Here is a 14938-nt window from a genome sequence, read left to right on the forward strand (position 1 = left end):
AGACTGAAAAGCGTCAGTACACTTTTAAAAACGACACCACCTTGGCCTTTCAATCGACTTTTCCCTTCGAAACGTCCGCGGCGCGCGCGGACGCTTCGTCCTTATTGCGGCTGTTGCCGGCCTACGAAGGGCATTGGGACGAGTTGCGCGACGCCTCAGGCGTGTTGCGCGAACCGTGGCGGCAATTCTTCGAACGGCTCGGCGAAGACGGCATCGCGCGATTGGAGGATCACTACGCGTCGATCGCGCAGCAGATCCGCGACAACGACATCAGCTACAACGTCTACGCGGATAATGGCGAGCCGCGGCCGTGGGCGCTCGACCTGCTGCCGTTCCTGATCAGCGAGGCCGAGTGGGCGCATATCGAGCGTGGCGTGACGCAGCGCGCGCATCTGCTCAATGCGATCGTGGCCGATATTTACGGGCCGCAGACCTTGCTCGAGCGTGGGCAGTTGCCGCCCGCGCTGGTGTTCGGGCATCCCGGTTATCTGCGTCCCGTGAAGGGTTTCACGCCGCCTGGCGGGCAATATCTGCAGGTGGTGGCCGTCGATCTGGCGCGTACGCCCGGCGGACAGTGGACCGTCATGGCGCATCGCACCGAGGCGCCATCCGGCCTCGGTTATGCGCTGGAAAACCGGCTGATCGTGTCGACGCTGTTCGCCGATCCGTTTCGGACCATGCGCGTGAGCCGCCTCGCACCGACTTATTCGCAACTGATCGCAACGCTCGTGCAGGCCGCGCAGGCCACGATGCAGCACGACAGCTCGGGCGCCGACAGTTCGCCGCATATCGCATTGCTCACACCCGGGCCGTTTAGCGAGACTTACTTCGAGCACGTGTTTCTGGCGCGGTATCTCGGCGTCACGCTGGTCGAAGGCAAGGACCTGACCGTGCGCGACGACATGCTGTATCTGAAGACGCTCGCCGGTCTCGAACGTGTGCACGTTGTGCTGCGCCGTCTGGACGATGCTTTCTGCGATCCGGTCGAACTGCGCGCGGATTCGAGCATCGGCGTGCCGGGCCTCTTGCAGGTGATGCGCGCGGGCAATGTGATCGTGTCGAACGTACCGGGTTCGGGCTTTGTCGAATCGCCGGCCTTGCATGGCTTTTTGCCGGGCATTGCCGAAGTGTTGCTCGACGAAGACCTGGTGCTGCCGAGTGTGGCGACCTGGTGGTGCGGCGAAAAGGCGGCGCGCGAGCACGCATTCACGCGGTTGGACGAGGCGTTCATTGTGCCGACCTGGCCGGTCGCGCCACGCGATGCGCCGCCCGGGATCGAACAGGGCAGACAGCGGCTCTCGCCATGGCGTGAGCGCGTCGAAGCGATGCCCGACACCTACACGATCCAGCAGCCGCTGCGCTTTTCCTGCACGCCGCGTTACGAAGACGGGACCATTGGCCGCCGTCCATCGGTGCTGCGCGTCTATGCGATTGCCGACGCCGACGGGGGCTGGCATGTGATGCCCGGCGGCTTCACGCGGATGGCCGCCGAGCGTCAGGCGACGGTGTCGATGCAATACGGCGGCAGCAGCGTCGATACGTGGGTGCTGTCCAGTCAGCCGACGTCGACCTTCACGCTGCTGCCTTCGCCGATGCAACCCGCCGACCTCGCGCGCAAGCATCGCACCGTCTCGAGCCGCGCGGCTGAAAATCTGTTCTGGGCCGGACGTTATGGCGAACGCGCCGAAAACAATGTGCGGCTGTTGCGCCTGATTCTCGGCTCGCTGGAAGGCAATGACGCCGACGCGATGTTCCCTACGCTGGTCGAGCTCGCCATGCATTGTGGTCTCGTGCAATCTGGCGATATGTCCTCGCCGCATTCGCCGCAGGCATTCGAGCGCGCACTGGTCGCGAATCTGAGCGAGAGCACCGGCGCTGCGAGCATCGGTCAGAACCTCAAACAGCAGGCGCGTGCGAATGGCGAAGTGCGTGGGCGTCTGTCGAACGATCATTGGCGCACCATTCTCGCGGCGCGCAACGATTTCCGCGATGCATTGCAGACCTTGATGCCGGCAGCGGGTTTCAATGGCAACGGTAATGGCAGCGGCCCATCGCAGGGCGGCGCGAATGGTAACGGTCGCGCTGAACGCAGTGAGCGCTACGACCGTTATGACCGCGTGACACTGATGAGCGCGCTCGAATGCCTGTCCGTGCAGTTGTCGGCGATCAGCGGCGCACAAGGCGACCGCATGACACGCGACGAAGCGTGGCGTCTGCTATTCGTCGGACGGCATATCGAACGCGTGTCGGCGATGACGTCGTTCTTGCGCGTGGTCGCCGATAAAGGTCAACTCGCGACACCGGCCGGGTTCGATCTGCTGTTGCAATTGTTCGACAGCACGCTGACGTATCGCTCGCTGTATCCGGGCCGTTTCGAAGTGCCGGCTTTGCTCGACCTGCTGGTGATCGAGCCCACCAATCCGCGCGGCATCTACGGTGTCTATGAGCGTCTGCGCAAAAAGCTCGACGAGATTGCCGTGGCCGCGGGCAGCATGCGGCATCGTCCGTTTGCGGAATTGATGCCGCCCGCTGCTTCGTTGCCGACGCTCGAATCACTGTGCACAGTCGACGAAGACGATTCATACACGGAACTGATTGCAGTGTGCGATCAGATCGGCGGCTATGTCGGCGCGGCAGCGCATGAGATCAGCGCGCGCTATTTCAGTCATGCCAGTACGGTGGCCTCGCAGGTGTGGTCATGAAGAACGCGCCGACCGTGTTGTCCGTCTCGCATCGCACGACCTACCACTACTCCACGTATGTGGAGACCGCCCAGCATCTCGCGACGATCCGGCCGATCGCCTGTGCGTGGCAGCGTGTGGTCTCGCACAGCGAAAAGATCGAACCGGAGCCGTCGTATCAGACTAGCCGCATCGACGCATTCGGCAACGACGTCCTGTACTTCGCGCTGGACGCCCCGCACGAGCGCTTGCAGCTCGTTAGCGAAACCACGGTGGCGCTCATGCCGCGCTGGACCGATCTCGACCCCGATGAGACGCCTGAATGGGAAGACGTGGCGGACGCATTGCGGTTTTGGGTTGGTGGCGAGTTCCGGCCCGAGGTGGAGTTCTGCTTTGCGTCGCCGAACGTCGTGCCGCGGCCGTCGTTGCGCGCTTATGCGCTGCCGAGCTTTCCTCCCGGCATGCCGATCGTGGCGGGTGCGATCGATCTGATGCACCGGATTCACGAAGACTTCGCCTACAAACCTTCGGCGACGATGTTCGACACGCCCGCCGAGCGCGCTTTCGAATTGAAGAGCGGCGTATGCCAGGACTTTGCGCAGGTGATGATCGGCTGTTTGCGCTCGCTGGGTTTGCCGGCGCGCTACGTGAGCGGTTATCTGCGCAACGACCCGCCGCCTGGGCAGCCACGTTTGATCGGTGCGGATGCCTCGCATGCGTGGGTGTCCGTGTATTGCCCGGCGAGCGGCTGGATCGATCTCGACCCCACTAATGACGTGTTCGCCGATAGGGACCACGTGACGCTCGCGATCGGCCGCGATTACAGCGACGTGTCCTTGCTGCGCGGGATGATCCTGGGGGGCGGGGCGCACCGGGTGGAAGTGGGCGTGACGGTGCTGGCGCTTTAACGCGAGTGTTTACTGCGCGAAAGTAAACTTGACAGTGTGCGTATGCACATATACACTGCCTGCCATGAACCGTCCTCTCTCTTACGACGAATGCAACTGTTTCGCGCTGCGCCAGGCAGCGCGGCACGTCACGCAAATCTACGAGCGCCATCTCGGCGAGGTAGGGCTGACGGCTGCGCAGTTCACGATTCTCGCCAAGCTCGCGCGTACGCCGAACCTGCCGATGGTAGACCTCGCGGACGCCATGGTCATGGAGCGTACCACGCTGGTCCGCGCCATGAAGCCGTTGCAGCGTGACGGGCTGGTGGTTGCCGAATCGGCGGAGCATGACGGCCGAACGTTTCTGTTCAGTCTCACGGAGAAGGGCGAAACGACCTTCGATCAGGCGGCCATCGCATGGCGTGCCGCGCAGAACGAATTCGAGGAAAAGTTCGGCCACGCGCGTGCCAAGGCGCTGCGCTCCGAGCTCTTCAACATCACCGGATAGGCAAAGCGTATGAGCTCGTTTCGACGAGTTCTGGTACGCTTGATCATGTGCATACGCACTCATGAAGAGGAAGTACAGCGATGGACGGGCTTTTCGACGACGACTGCTTTGCGATCCGCCAGGCCGCACGCTTTGTGTCGCAGCTTTACGATCGCCACCTGGAGAACGTCGGCCTCACCATCACGCAGTTTTCGCTGATGGGGCGCCTGAAGCGCACCGGTCCGATGACCATGAAGCAACTGGCCGAAGCCATGCGCATGCAGCGCACCACGCTGGTCCGCACGATCCAGCCGCTGCGGCGCAACGGACTGGTGTCGAGCGAAACACTCGGGGCGGACGCGCGAGCGTTGTCGATAGCACTGACGGCAGCCGGCGAAGAGCGTTTGCAAGCAGGGCGCAAGCATTGGTATGCGGCGCAAGCCGAATTCGAGGATCGCTTCGGCGAGCAGCGCGCGGCGGCATTGCGTACTGAGTTGTTCGCCATCACAAGCGATCCCGTTTGAATCAGGCCCGCATGGAGTGGGTCAAGCCCGGCGCAGCGCAACGCGCTTTTTTTTAAGCTCAACGAGTGCATACGCACATACGAACATCATGTCCACTACACCCTCGACTATTGCACCGCCCAGCGTGGCAAACGCCGCCAAACCGGCACGGCGCATTCCGTGGATGCTGCTCGCGATCATCTCGGTGCTTGCCGTGTTGGCGCTTGCCGCGTCGTACTGGTTCTTCGTCGGCCGCTTTGTCGAAACGACGGACGATGCTTACGTCGGCGGTGATGTGACTGTGATGTCGCCGAAAGTGAACGGCTTCGTGACGGACGTGCTGGTGCGCGATAACGAGTTCGTCCATGCGAATCAGGTGTTGATCCGGCTCGATGCGCGCGATTACGACGCTCGCCTCGCGCAGGCCAGTGCGGAAGTTGAGAGTGCGCAAGCCGCCGTTACCGAGTTGCAGGCGAAGAAGTCCTTGCAGCTTGCCACCATCAACGAGCAGGCCGCCGAGGTTCGCGCGTCCGGGGCCGAATTGACGCGCAGCGCCGCCGATCAGACGCGCTATCGCCAACTGGTGAAGGACGATGCGGTATCGAACCAGGTTGTAGAACGCGCGGATGCCGATCTCTCGAAGGCGCATGCCGCGGTCGACCGCAGCAGCGCGGCGTTGATTGCCGCGCAACGGCAGATCGCCGTGCTCGACGCGCAGATCGGCGACGCCGAGGCGCGCATCGCCACCGCGCAGGCGGCGCAGCGGGTCGCCGCATTGAACGTGGAGTACACCACGATTCGCTCGCCGATCGACGGTTACGTCGGCAATCGCACCGCGCGCGTCGGCTTGCTGGCGAACATTGGCGTGTCGCTGCTGACCGTGGTGCCGTCGAGCGGACTGTGGATCGACGCCAACTTCAAGGAAGACCAGTTGAAGAAGATGCACGTTGGCGACGGTGTCGACGTCGATCTCGATGCGTCGAGCAAACGGATTCACGGCGTGGTTGAGAGTCTCGCGCCCGCAACCGGCGCGACCTTCAGCGTGCTGCCGGCGGAGAACGCGACCGGCAACTTTACGAAGATCGTGCAGCGCGTGCCGGTGCGCGTGCGTCTCGAGGTACCGAAGGATATGCAAGGCGTGCTGCGCCCGGGCCTATCGGCGACGGTGAAAGTGCATCTCGACGCTGCTCACGGTTAAACGATCATGACTCAGGTCCTTGCCAATCCCGCCGACCTGCCGACGCGCACCAAAGTGTTCGCGTTCGTGCTGATGTGCCTCGGTTTTTTCATGGCGACGCTCGATATCCAGATCGTGGCGTCTTCACTCAAGGATATCGGCGGCGGCTTGTCCGCGAGTCAGGATGAGCTCTCGTGGGTGCAGACCTCGTATCTGATCGCGGAGATTCTCGTGATCCCGATGTCCGGTTGGCTCACGCGTGTGTTCTCGACGCGCTGGGTGTTCGCGTTTTCCGCGCTGGGCTTTACGGTCACCAGTATGCTGTGCGGCCTTGCATGGGACATCAACTCGATGATCCTGTTTCGCGGTTTGCAGGGCGCGCTCGGCGCCGCGATGATTCCGACCGTGTTCACGACGGCATTCGTGCTGTTCCCCGGCAAGCAGCGCCTGATTGCGTCCACCGCCATCAGCGCGCTCGCCACGCTCGCGCCGACCGTCGGCCCGGTGATAGGCGGCTGGATCACGTCGCAATGGTCTTGGCACTGGCTGTTTTATCTGAACCTCGTGCCGGGTCTCGCCGTCACGCTGATGGTGCCGAAGTACGTGCACTTCGACAACGTCGATCTCTCACTACTGAAAAAAGGCGACTACCTCGGCATCCTGCTGATGTCCGGATTTCTCGGTTGCCTCGAATACGTGCTGGAAGAAGGGCCACGCAAAAACTGGTTCGGCGACGACGTGATCCTGACATGCACGTGGGTCGCGGCGATCTGTGGGTTCCTGTTCATCGTGCATGCGTTCACCGCGAAAGAACCGATCGTCGATTTGCGTGCGTTGGCGATCCGCAACTTTGGCATCGGCAGTCTGCTGTCGTTCATCACCGGAATCGGGATTTTCTGTGCCGTGTTCCTGACGCCGGTGTTTTTATCGCGTGTGCGTGGCTTCGATTCGTTGCAGATCGGTGTGGCGTTGCTGTCGGTCGGGTGTTTTCAGTTGCTCGCGATGGTGGCGTATTCGGTGGTCGCGCGCTTTGTCGACATGCGGGTGCTGATGGTGTTCGGCCTGGTGCTGTTCGGCGTCGGCTGTTATCTGTATGTGCCACTGACCAATCAGTGGGGCTGGCAGGAATTGCTGATCCCGCAGGCGTTGCGCGGCATTGGCCAGCAGTTCTGCATTCCGCCCATCGTCACGATGGCGCTCGGTTCATTGCCGATGTCGAGGCTTCGATCCGCCAGCGGTCTCTTCAATCTGATGCGCAATCTGGGCGGCGCGATTGGCATTGCAGTGAGCAGCACGATGCTCAACGATCGTTTGAATCTCCATTACGAGCGGCTCGACGAGCATTTGAGCGCGGGCCGTCCGGTGGTCGAGTCGGTCTTGCAGCAGCAAAGCGCGCACTTCGCGGCAGTCGGCGGCGATGCGCTGAATGCGGCCAATGCTGGTCTCGGGGCGTTGCATGCGCTGCTGATGCGCGAAGCGCTCGTGCTCACGTTCTCCGACACGTTCTTTGCGCTGTCGCTCTGCTTTGTAGTCGGTTTGCTGAGCGTGCTGTTCTCGCGCCCGTTTGGCAATACCGCGCCGCCGCCCGATGCTCACTGAGGAAATCAGCATGAAACCAATCGTTATCAAAGTACTCGCGAGCGCGGCGCTGCTGACACTAGCGGCATGCGCGGTGCAGCCTGAAACGCATGCGGACCTGCAGCATACGGTTCAGACCGTCGCGCCGGCCGCGTGGAATGTCGATGCCCCTCAAGACAGCGTCAGCGCCAACACGTGGTGGGCGCAATTCGGCGATCCTGTCATGCATCAGTTGGTGGAATCGGTGCTGACCGGCAATCTCGACGTGCAGGCGGCGGTGGAACGCGTCAAGCAGGCGCAGGATCTCGTGACGCAAAATCGCGCGGCATTGCTGCCGGAGTTGAACGCTAGCGCGAACGCATCCGATTCTCGCCAGAACACGCCGCCACCGCTCGGCTATGTGCGTCAGGCGGGGATCGGCTTGACGGCGAGCTGGACGCCGGACGTTTTCGGCGGCGAACGTCTTGCTGTGCTCGCAGCCCAGGCGCAAGTGTCCGGTCGGCAGACGGCCTTGAATCAACTGCGTCTGGCACTCGCGGCGAACACAGCTGCTGCGTATATCGATCTGCGCTGGGCGCAATCGCAATTGCAGATTCTCAGCGACAACGAACAGATCCGCGCCCGCGCCTTGAAACTCACGCAGGAGCGTTTGCATTACGGACTGTCGACGCAACTCGACGTCGCACGGGCACAGAACCAGTTGGAGGATTTGCAGGCGCAGATCCCGCGCGTGCAGTCGACCGTGCAGCATCAACTGAGTTTGATCGCGGTGTATTCGGGCCGCACGCCGGAGAGCGTCGACGGCCTGCTGCTAGCCAATGCACGCGACATCCCGGTGCCCGCGCAAAGCGTGCCGCAGACGCTGCCGTCCGACGCACTGTTGCAGCGGCCCGACGTACGCAATGCCTACGCCACGGTCGAACAGCGCGCGGCGGAAGTGGGTGTGTCAAAAGCGCAGCGCTATCCGCAGTTCAGGCTCAATCTCGCGGACGGCCTGCTGGCCTCGTCCTATCTCGGCTTGCCGACGCTGACCGACAACCTCTTCAGCGCGGCATTGAATGCAACGAGTCCGATCTTCAACGCCGGCCGCATTACCGCGAACATCGACGCGAGCGAGAGCCGGATGCGCGAGTCGCAACTCGGCCTGCAGCAAACCATGCTGCAAGCGCTCAAGGAAATCGAGGACAACCGCAGCGACCTGGTGAACGGCGCGGTGCAGGTGCAACGCCTGGGCGGCGCGCTTGACGCATCGGACCATGCGCTGCATTTGTCGAGTGAGCTCTACAAGGGCGGCGCGACGGATTTCCTCGATGTGCTCACCGCGCAGGAGGCTTATCTGCGCGATGCGGAGTCGTTGAATCAGGCCAAACGCGAGCATGCGCTCGCGGCGGTGGCGTTGTACCGCTCGCTGGGCGGTGGCTGGGATGTCCCCGCCACCGTCACGGCGGCATCGGCGAATTGATGCGCGTGGATGTGGCGGTGAAAGTGGTAGTCCAACTGGAGATGAATGATGAGTACGCGAGAAGTAGTGATCTGCAATCCGGTGAGAACGCCGATTGGCGCATTCGGCGGATCGCTGAAAGAGGTGCCCGCAACCGAACTCGGCGCGGTCGCGGTTCGTGAGACGCTGCGGCGCAGCGGCCTCGATCCGGCCGCGTTGGCCTCGGTGGTGCTGGGCAACGTGATTCAGGCCGGCAACAGGATGAATCCGGCGCGCCAGGCATCGATTGGCGGCGGCGTGCCGGTGGCTGTGCCCGCGTTGACGGTCAATCGTGTGTGCGGTTCGGGCGCGCAGGCGATTGCGTCCGCGGCCCAGGAAATCTGGCTTGACCTCGGCGATGCAGCCGTGGCCGGCGGCATGGAAAACATGGACCGCGCGCCGTATCTGCTCGACGGCGGCCGCTGGGGCTACCGGATGGGCAACGCGCAAATCCATGACAGCCTGCTGCGCGACGGCCTGAACGACGCATTTTCCGGCGAGCATTCCGGCTGGCATACCGAAGACCTCGTCGCGCAGTTCGACCTCACGCGCGAAACGCAGGACCGTTGGGCCGCGCGTTCGCAACAACGTTTTTCCGAAGCGCAGGCGCGCGGCGATTTCAACGCTGAACTGGTCGCCGTGGAAATTCCGGGGCGCAAAGGCCCGCAGCATTTTACGAGCGATGAACAGCCGCGCCCGGATACCACTGTCGAAACGCTCGCCAAACTGCGTCCGGCGTTTCGTCCGGACGGCACGATTACCGCCGGCAACGCGCCGGGATTGAACAGCGGTGCAGCAGCCATGCTGGTCGCTGAGCGCGGGTTCGCTGAGGCGCGCGGCATCGAGCCATTCGCGCGGCTGGTGGCGTTTGGCGTTGCGGCCGTCGAGCCGGGCATGTTCGGCCTCGGTCCGGTGCCGGCTGTGCAAATGGCTCTGGCCCGCGCAGGTTGGGAACTCGAGGACGTCGAACGCTTCGAGATCAATGAAGCCTTCGCTGCCGTGCCAATCGCGGTGGCGCGCAGACTCGGCATCGCGGATGAGCTGATCAACGTGCAGGGCGGCGCGATCGCGCATGGTCATCCGATCGGCGCGACCGGCGCGGTATTGACGACGCGCCTGCTGCATTCAATGCGCCGCGACGGCCTGAAACGCGGCGTCGTCACGTTGTGTATCGGCGGCGGGCAGGGGATTGCGCTGGCATTGGAAGTGATCTGAGATCGGCTGCGGCGGTGCGTTGCGGTGCCCGGAACCGCAAACGCGCCGCGGCCATTTTGATGCCGATTAGATGCAACATGCATCAACCGCGCTACGCTGTGCGGCAAACGGTCGTCGCCCGATATTTAAAGTTTTTCCTCCCGCATCAGTTTCGTTTAGCATCATTGCCACTTTCACAAGAACATCAAGAGACATGGCACTGATCGCACGAAACATCCTCGGGATTGCCGTCCTGCTGCTTATCGCTTTCATCTTTTCCACCAACCGCGGCGCCATCCGCTTACGGACCGTAATGCGGCGCTGCTTGCGCAGATCGGTATCGGCGCCTTCATTCTCTTCATGCCGATCGGCAAGACGGTCCTCGCGGACGCTGCTTCAGGCGTCAATCACGTGCTCGGCTATGGCAACGCGGGGATCGAATTCCTGTTCGGCGGCCTCGTGCAATCGAAGATGTTCCAGGTCTTCGGCGACGGCGGCTTCGTGTTCGCCGTGCGGGTGCTGCCGGCCATCATCTTCGTCACTGCGCTCATTTCCGTGCTGTACTACATCGGCGTGATGCGCTGGATCGTGATCGTGCTCGGCACGGTTTTCCACAAGCTGCTCGGCGTATCGAAGCTCGAATCTTTCTCGGCCGTGACCACGATCTTCCTGGGTCAAAGCGAAATGCCTGCCGTGGTCAAACCGTTCACGCGCGACATGACAGGCGCCGAACTATTCGCGGTGATGTCGAGCGGCATGGCGGCGGTTGCCGGTTCGGTGCTGGCGGGCTATGCGGGCCTCGGTGTGCGGATTGACTATCTGCTGGCCGCGTCGTTCATGGCGGTGCCCGGCGGCTTGCTGTTCGCCAAGATCATTCACCCGACCACCGAACCGAGCCGCGTGCATCTCGAGGACCTCAGCTTCGACGAAAAGCGTCCCGCGAATGTGATTGAAGCCGCGAGTTCCGGCGCGACCGTGGGCCTGAAAATCGCCGTGATGGTCGGCGCAATGCTGATCGCGTTCGTCAGCCTGATCGCATTGCTCAACGGTATTGTGGGCGGTATAGGTGGCTGGTTCGGCCATCCGCAACTGTCGATGCAGTCGGTGCTCGGCACGGTGTTCGCACCGCTTGCGTATCTGATCGGTGTGCCGTGGAACGAAGCCGCAATCGCCGGCAATTTCCTCGGCCAGAAGATGATTCTCAACGAGTTCGTCGCTTATGCGTCGCTGTCGCCGTATCTGAAAGATGCCGCCAGCGTGAGCGCGGCCGGTCTGCAGGCACTCGATCCGCGTACCATTGCTATTCTGTCGTTTGCGCTGTGCGGCTTCGCGAACTTTGCGTCGATCGCGGTACTGACGGGCGGCTTTAGCGCCGTTGCGCCAGACCGCCGCGCCGAAGTCGCGCGCTACGGCCTGCGTGTCGTGCTCGCCGCGACGCTCTCGAACCTGATGAGCGCCACGATTGCGGGCATGTTCCTGACGCTGAATTGAATTGAGGATCGTTGCATGAACATGGAACAACTGCTGGAACGCGCAGGCGTCGCGCGAGAAAAGGCCTATGCGCCTTATTCGAAGTTCAAGGTCGGCGCGGCGCTGCTGACCAGAGACGGCACCGTATTCGACGGCTGCAACGTTGAGAATGCCTCGTACGGACTATGTAATTGCGCTGAACGTACGGCGTTTTTCAGCGCGATTGCCGCGGGCTATCAGCGCGACCAGTTCGCCGCGCTTGCCGTGATCGGCGATACGGATGGACCGATCGCACCGTGCGGCGCGTGCCGCCAGGTGATCATCGAACTGGGCGGCCCGGAGTTGCCTATCCGCCTTGGCAATCTGCATGGCGCCACCCGCGACACCACCGCGCGTGAACAATTGCCGGACGCGTTTTATCTATGAGCAAGCACAAGGTTATCTACGACACCGATCCCGGTGTGGACGATGCGATGGCGCTGGTTTTCCAGGCGCTGCATCCGGACATCGAATTGCTCGGTCTGACGAGCGTATTCGGCAATGCCACGATCGAGACCACCACGCGTAATGCGCGTTTCCTGGCCGGGCGGTTCGCGCCGGGCGTGCCGGTTGCGCAGGGCGCCGCCGCACCGCTCAAGCGCGCAGCGCCCGAGCCGCTCGCCTGGATTCACGGCGATAACGGGCTTGGCAATATCGCGATCGAAGCCAGTGTTGAAGCAGCGCTCGACTCACGCCCCGCACACCGCTTCATTATCGACACGGTGCGCGCGCATCCCGGCGAGGTCACGTTGATCGCCGTGGGCCCGCTCACGAATCTGGCCTTGGCGCTGGCCGACGATCCGCAGATCGCTCCGCTCGTCAAGCAGGTGGTCATCATGGGCGGCGCGTTCGGCACGGACGCCGTGCTCGGCAACGTAACCCCCGCCGCGGAAGCGAATATTCTCGGCGACCCCGATGCCGCTGACATTGTGTTCGGCGCGCCATGGCCGGTTGCGATCGTCGGGCTCGACGTCACGCAGCGCACCATCATGAGCCACGACTATCTGGCGTCGCTGCGCGATCGCGGCGGTGCAGCAGGGCAGTTCGTGTGGGACGTGTCGCGGCACTACGAGGCCTTTCATGAGCAAAGTGCGCAACTCAAGGGTATTTACGTGCACGACTCGTCGGCGGTCACCTATGTGCTGGCGCCGCATCTTTATACGACGCGCACTGGACCCGTACGCGTGCTGACCGACGGTATCGCGGTGGGCCAAACCATTCAGAAGCCTTCTACGATGCCGGTGCCCGCGCCGGACTGGGACAACCGGCCCGAGAGCACAGTCTGCCTGGACGTGGACGTAGCCGGGATGCTCGCGCTTTACGAGCGCACCATTTGCGGCACGCTGTAGGACGATCTTGCAACGCTACTGCCGCTTGTTCAGGGAAGCCCCCTCCCAGTCGCTCTTTTTATCCAGGCCGGAGCATAGTGGATAGCTGACGGCGCGACGGCTGACGGCGCGGCAATTGATCTGATGTAAGAGCAATGCGGAAACAGCGCGCCCCGGTGCGTTGCAGCAAACCGGCCCGGCATGTGTGGCCGATGCGCATCGTCAATCTTTGCTACATTTCTGCAGACGTGCTGCGTGCGTGGTCCTCGAAGCCTTGGCTTACCGACCCGGCGAGCGTGACCCAAATCCATCAAGAGGCAAAAGATGCGAATTCTAGTAGTAGGGGCGGGTGCCGTTGGCGGCTACTTCGGCGGACGTCTCGCAGCGGCGGGTCAGGACGTGACCTTTCTCGTGCGCCCCGGCCGTGCGGAAAAACTCGCGCGTGACGGCCTCGTCATCAACAGCCCGCGCGGCAATCTCACGGTGCACGACGTCAAGACGATACTCGCCGGTGTCGGCGCGGAGCCGTTCGATCTGGTGCTGCTCAGTTGCAAAGCCTACAGTCTCGACGACGCGATCGATTCGTTCGCACCGCTGGTCGGCGAATCGACGCTGATTCTGCCGATGCTCAACGGCATGCGCCATATCGAGGTGCTCAAGGAAAAGTTCGGTGCGTCACGCGTACTGGGCGGTCAATGCGTGATCGCGGCGACGCTCAGCCCGGAGCAGCACATCATGCACCTGAACGAAACGCACGCGGTCACCTTCGGTGAACTGGAAGGCGGCACGTCCGAGCGCGTCCAGACGATCGCGGATGCCATGGCCGGTGCGAATTTCGATACCGTGGTCAGCGACAACATCCTGCTGCGCATGTGGGAAAAGTGGGTGTTCCTGGCCACACTGGCGGCCAGTACGTGCTTGATGCGCGGTTCGGTCGGCGATATTCTGGCTGCGCCAGATGGCAAGCGCATCATCGAAAACCTGCTCGGCGAGTGCCGTGGCGTCGCGGAGCGCAACAGCTTTACGATGGAACCGGACTTCGACGCCCGGGCCACCCAAACGCTCTTTACGCCATCGCCGCTTACGGCTTCGATGTTGCGCGACGTCGAAAACCACTCGCACACCGAGGCGGATCACATTCTCGGCGATCTGATCTCGCGCGGCGGCGATGCACAGAAGGGCGAGCACGGTTTGTCGCTGCTGCGGATCGCCTATAGTCATCTGAAGACGTATGAAGCGAGGCAGACCCGTACGTCCTGAATGACCGAAGCGCGGACGATGGGGGCGGCCACAGCAGCCTAACGTTTCGGAGGTAAAGCATGCCGAGTCCAACCGGATCGGTGCCCGCGCTGAGTTCGGCCGCATCCACGATCTTCTCGATCGGCATTGTGTTTCTCGGCTATTGGGGCGTGCACGAGTCGGCGAAATGGCGCTTCAGCGACGTGACGGTGGTGGTGTTCGCGCTGGTCGGCTTTGCCTGCCTCGGGCTCGTGCCGTGGATGGCGACGCGCCCCGTCGCAACCGAAAACAGCGATGCCGGCGTCTGCGTCGCGCGGCGTCTGTTTCTCACCGGCGTGGCGGCAATATGGCTCGCGGTGGCGCTGTCGGTCATCGCATAACGCGCGGCGCACCAATTAAAACGCGCGCGCCTTGCAGCAAACAAGGCGCGCGCGTCACCGCAGCAAGTAAGGCTCAGCGCTCGATCTGCCTATTCCAGCGCGTATCCCACTGCGCGCGATGCGCATTGATCGTGTCCCAATCCACCACGGTCACCTTCTTCACCATATCGTCGACGTTACCGAGGCTTTGCTGCATCGGCGGCGTCATTTTCGCGAGACGGTTGGTCGGAATCTGCTTGCCAGCCTCGGCGGCTTTCGTCTGAGCTGGCGCGGAGAGCAGGAACTGCGCGAGTTTCTGCGCCATTTGCGGATCGGGGTTGTTGTTGACCACGCACAGATCGACCAGCAGCAACACCGGACCTTCCTTCGGATTCAGTGTGCTGCAGCAGCACAGAAAGAGGTTCGCAATGAACTGATGACTGTGCGAGAAGCTGCGTCATAGATGAGGGTGGGCCCCTCGAGATCGGCTTTCAGGAGCAGGTCTCAAACCACTCC

12 protein-coding genes and 2 pseudogenes are annotated in these 14938 nt (G+C 62.6%); 13 read left to right on the forward strand and 1 reads right to left on the reverse strand.

Annotation, left to right across the window (positions count from 1 at the left end; all coding sequences use genetic code 11):
• Window positions 1-41 precede the first annotated feature (41 nt).
• The 13 genes and pseudogenes from GNZ13_RS26070 to GNZ13_RS26130 all read left to right on the forward strand — a co-directional run bounded on the left by GNZ13_RS26070 (window position 42) and on the right by GNZ13_RS26130 (window position 14443).
• A complete protein-coding gene (locus GNZ13_RS26070; protein WP_172169828.1) occupies window positions 42-2702 on the forward strand; it encodes a circularly permuted type 2 ATP-grasp protein in 2661 nt (886 codons plus the stop codon).
• Window positions 2699-3589: a transglutaminase family protein gene (locus tag GNZ13_RS26075; RefSeq protein ID WP_172169830.1), complete on the forward strand. Its 891-nt coding sequence runs from the start codon at window positions 2699-2701 to the stop codon at window positions 3587-3589. Before GNZ13_RS26070 ends, GNZ13_RS26075 begins: the two co-directional genes overlap by 4 nt.
• Window positions 3590-3653: 64 nt before the next feature.
• Window positions 3654-4076, forward strand: coding sequence for a MarR family winged helix-turn-helix transcriptional regulator (locus GNZ13_RS26080; protein ID WP_172169832.1), 423 nt, complete (start codon window positions 3654-3656; stop codon window positions 4074-4076).
• An 80-nt stretch (window positions 4077-4156) separates the two neighbouring features.
• Window positions 4157-4579, forward strand: coding sequence for a MarR family winged helix-turn-helix transcriptional regulator (locus GNZ13_RS26085; protein ID WP_172169834.1), 423 nt, complete (start codon window positions 4157-4159; stop codon window positions 4577-4579).
• Window positions 4580-4667: 88 nt separating this feature from the next.
• Entirely contained in the window at window positions 4668-5756 is a 1089-nt protein-coding gene (locus GNZ13_RS26090) for an HlyD family secretion protein (protein ID WP_172169837.1), read from the forward strand.
• A 6-nt stretch (window positions 5757-5762) separates the two neighbouring features.
• Window positions 5763-7334, forward strand: a complete 1572-nt coding sequence (locus tag GNZ13_RS26095) for a DHA2 family efflux MFS transporter permease subunit (protein WP_172169840.1) — start codon at window positions 5763-5765, stop codon at window positions 7332-7334.
• 10 nt (window positions 7335-7344) lie between these two features.
• Window positions 7345-8775 carry an efflux transporter outer membrane subunit gene (locus tag GNZ13_RS26100; RefSeq protein WP_172169843.1) on the forward strand — a complete coding sequence of 477 codons (1431 nt, stop codon included), beginning with the start codon at window positions 7345-7347 and terminating at the stop codon, window positions 8773-8775.
• Window positions 8776-8823: 48 nt separating this feature from the next.
• Entirely contained in the window at window positions 8824-10008 is a 1185-nt protein-coding gene (locus GNZ13_RS26105) for a thiolase family protein (RefSeq protein ID WP_172169846.1), read from the forward strand.
• A gap of 193 nt (window positions 10009-10201) precedes the next feature.
• Window positions 10202-11478, forward strand: a pseudogene (locus GNZ13_RS26110) (NupC/NupG family nucleoside CNT transporter).
• 15 nt (window positions 11479-11493) lie between these two features.
• Window positions 11494-11883 carry a cytidine deaminase gene (locus GNZ13_RS26115; protein ID WP_120344636.1) on the forward strand — a complete coding sequence of 130 codons (390 nt, stop codon included), beginning with the start codon at window positions 11494-11496 and terminating at the stop codon, window positions 11881-11883.
• On the forward strand, window positions 11880-12845 hold the full coding sequence (locus GNZ13_RS26120; RefSeq protein ID WP_172169849.1) for a nucleoside hydrolase: 966 nt from the start codon (window positions 11880-11882) through the stop codon (window positions 12843-12845). Before GNZ13_RS26115 ends, GNZ13_RS26120 begins: the two co-directional genes overlap by 4 nt.
• 303 nt (window positions 12846-13148) lie before the next feature.
• On the forward strand, window positions 13149-14084 hold the full coding sequence (gene panE, locus GNZ13_RS26125) for a 2-dehydropantoate 2-reductase (RefSeq protein WP_172169852.1): 936 nt from the start codon (window positions 13149-13151) through the stop codon (window positions 14082-14084).
• Between the two features lie 59 nt (window positions 14085-14143).
• The gene (locus tag GNZ13_RS26130; RefSeq protein WP_172169855.1) at window positions 14144-14443 is read left to right on the forward strand and encodes a hypothetical protein; all 300 of its coding nucleotides are present in this window, start codon (window positions 14144-14146) and stop codon (window positions 14441-14443) included.
• Window positions 14444-14516: 73 nt separating this feature from the next.
• Here the strand turns inward: GNZ13_RS26130 and GNZ13_RS26135 are convergent.
• Window positions 14517-14816: pseudogene (locus GNZ13_RS26135) on the reverse strand (ABC transporter substrate-binding protein); the annotation flags it as partial.
• Window positions 14817-14938: the final 122 nt, after the last annotated feature.

The organism is Paraburkholderia elongata (assembly GCF_013177735.1).
GTDB classification, from domain to species: Bacteria; Pseudomonadota; Gammaproteobacteria; order Burkholderiales; family Burkholderiaceae; genus Paraburkholderia; species Paraburkholderia elongata.

Coding starts and splice junctions, on each gene's coding strand:
- panE (WP_172169852.1), top strand. CDS start 13,149: ATGCGAATTCTAGTAGTAGGGGCGGGTGCCGTTGGCGGCTACTTCGGC.
- GNZ13_RS26080 (WP_172169832.1), top strand. CDS start 3,654: ATGAACCGTCCTCTCTCTTACGACGAATGCAACTGTTTCGCGCTGCGC.
- GNZ13_RS26130 (WP_172169855.1), top strand. CDS start 14,144: ATGCCGAGTCCAACCGGATCGGTGCCCGCGCTGAGTTCGGCCGCATCC.
- GNZ13_RS26105 (WP_172169846.1), top strand. CDS start 8,824: ATGAGTACGCGAGAAGTAGTGATCTGCAATCCGGTGAGAACGCCGATT.
- GNZ13_RS26095 (WP_172169840.1), top strand. CDS start 5,763: ATGACTCAGGTCCTTGCCAATCCCGCCGACCTGCCGACGCGCACCAAA.
- GNZ13_RS26115 (WP_120344636.1), top strand. CDS start 11,494: ATGAACATGGAACAACTGCTGGAACGCGCAGGCGTCGCGCGAGAAAAG.
- GNZ13_RS26100 (WP_172169843.1), top strand. CDS start 7,345: ATGAAACCAATCGTTATCAAAGTACTCGCGAGCGCGGCGCTGCTGACA.
- GNZ13_RS26075 (WP_172169830.1), top strand. CDS start 2,699: ATGAAGAACGCGCCGACCGTGTTGTCCGTCTCGCATCGCACGACCTAC.
- GNZ13_RS26090 (WP_172169837.1), top strand. CDS start 4,668: ATGTCCACTACACCCTCGACTATTGCACCGCCCAGCGTGGCAAACGCC.
- GNZ13_RS26120 (WP_172169849.1), top strand. CDS start 11,880: ATGAGCAAGCACAAGGTTATCTACGACACCGATCCCGGTGTGGACGAT.
- GNZ13_RS26085 (WP_172169834.1), top strand. CDS start 4,157: ATGGACGGGCTTTTCGACGACGACTGCTTTGCGATCCGCCAGGCCGCA.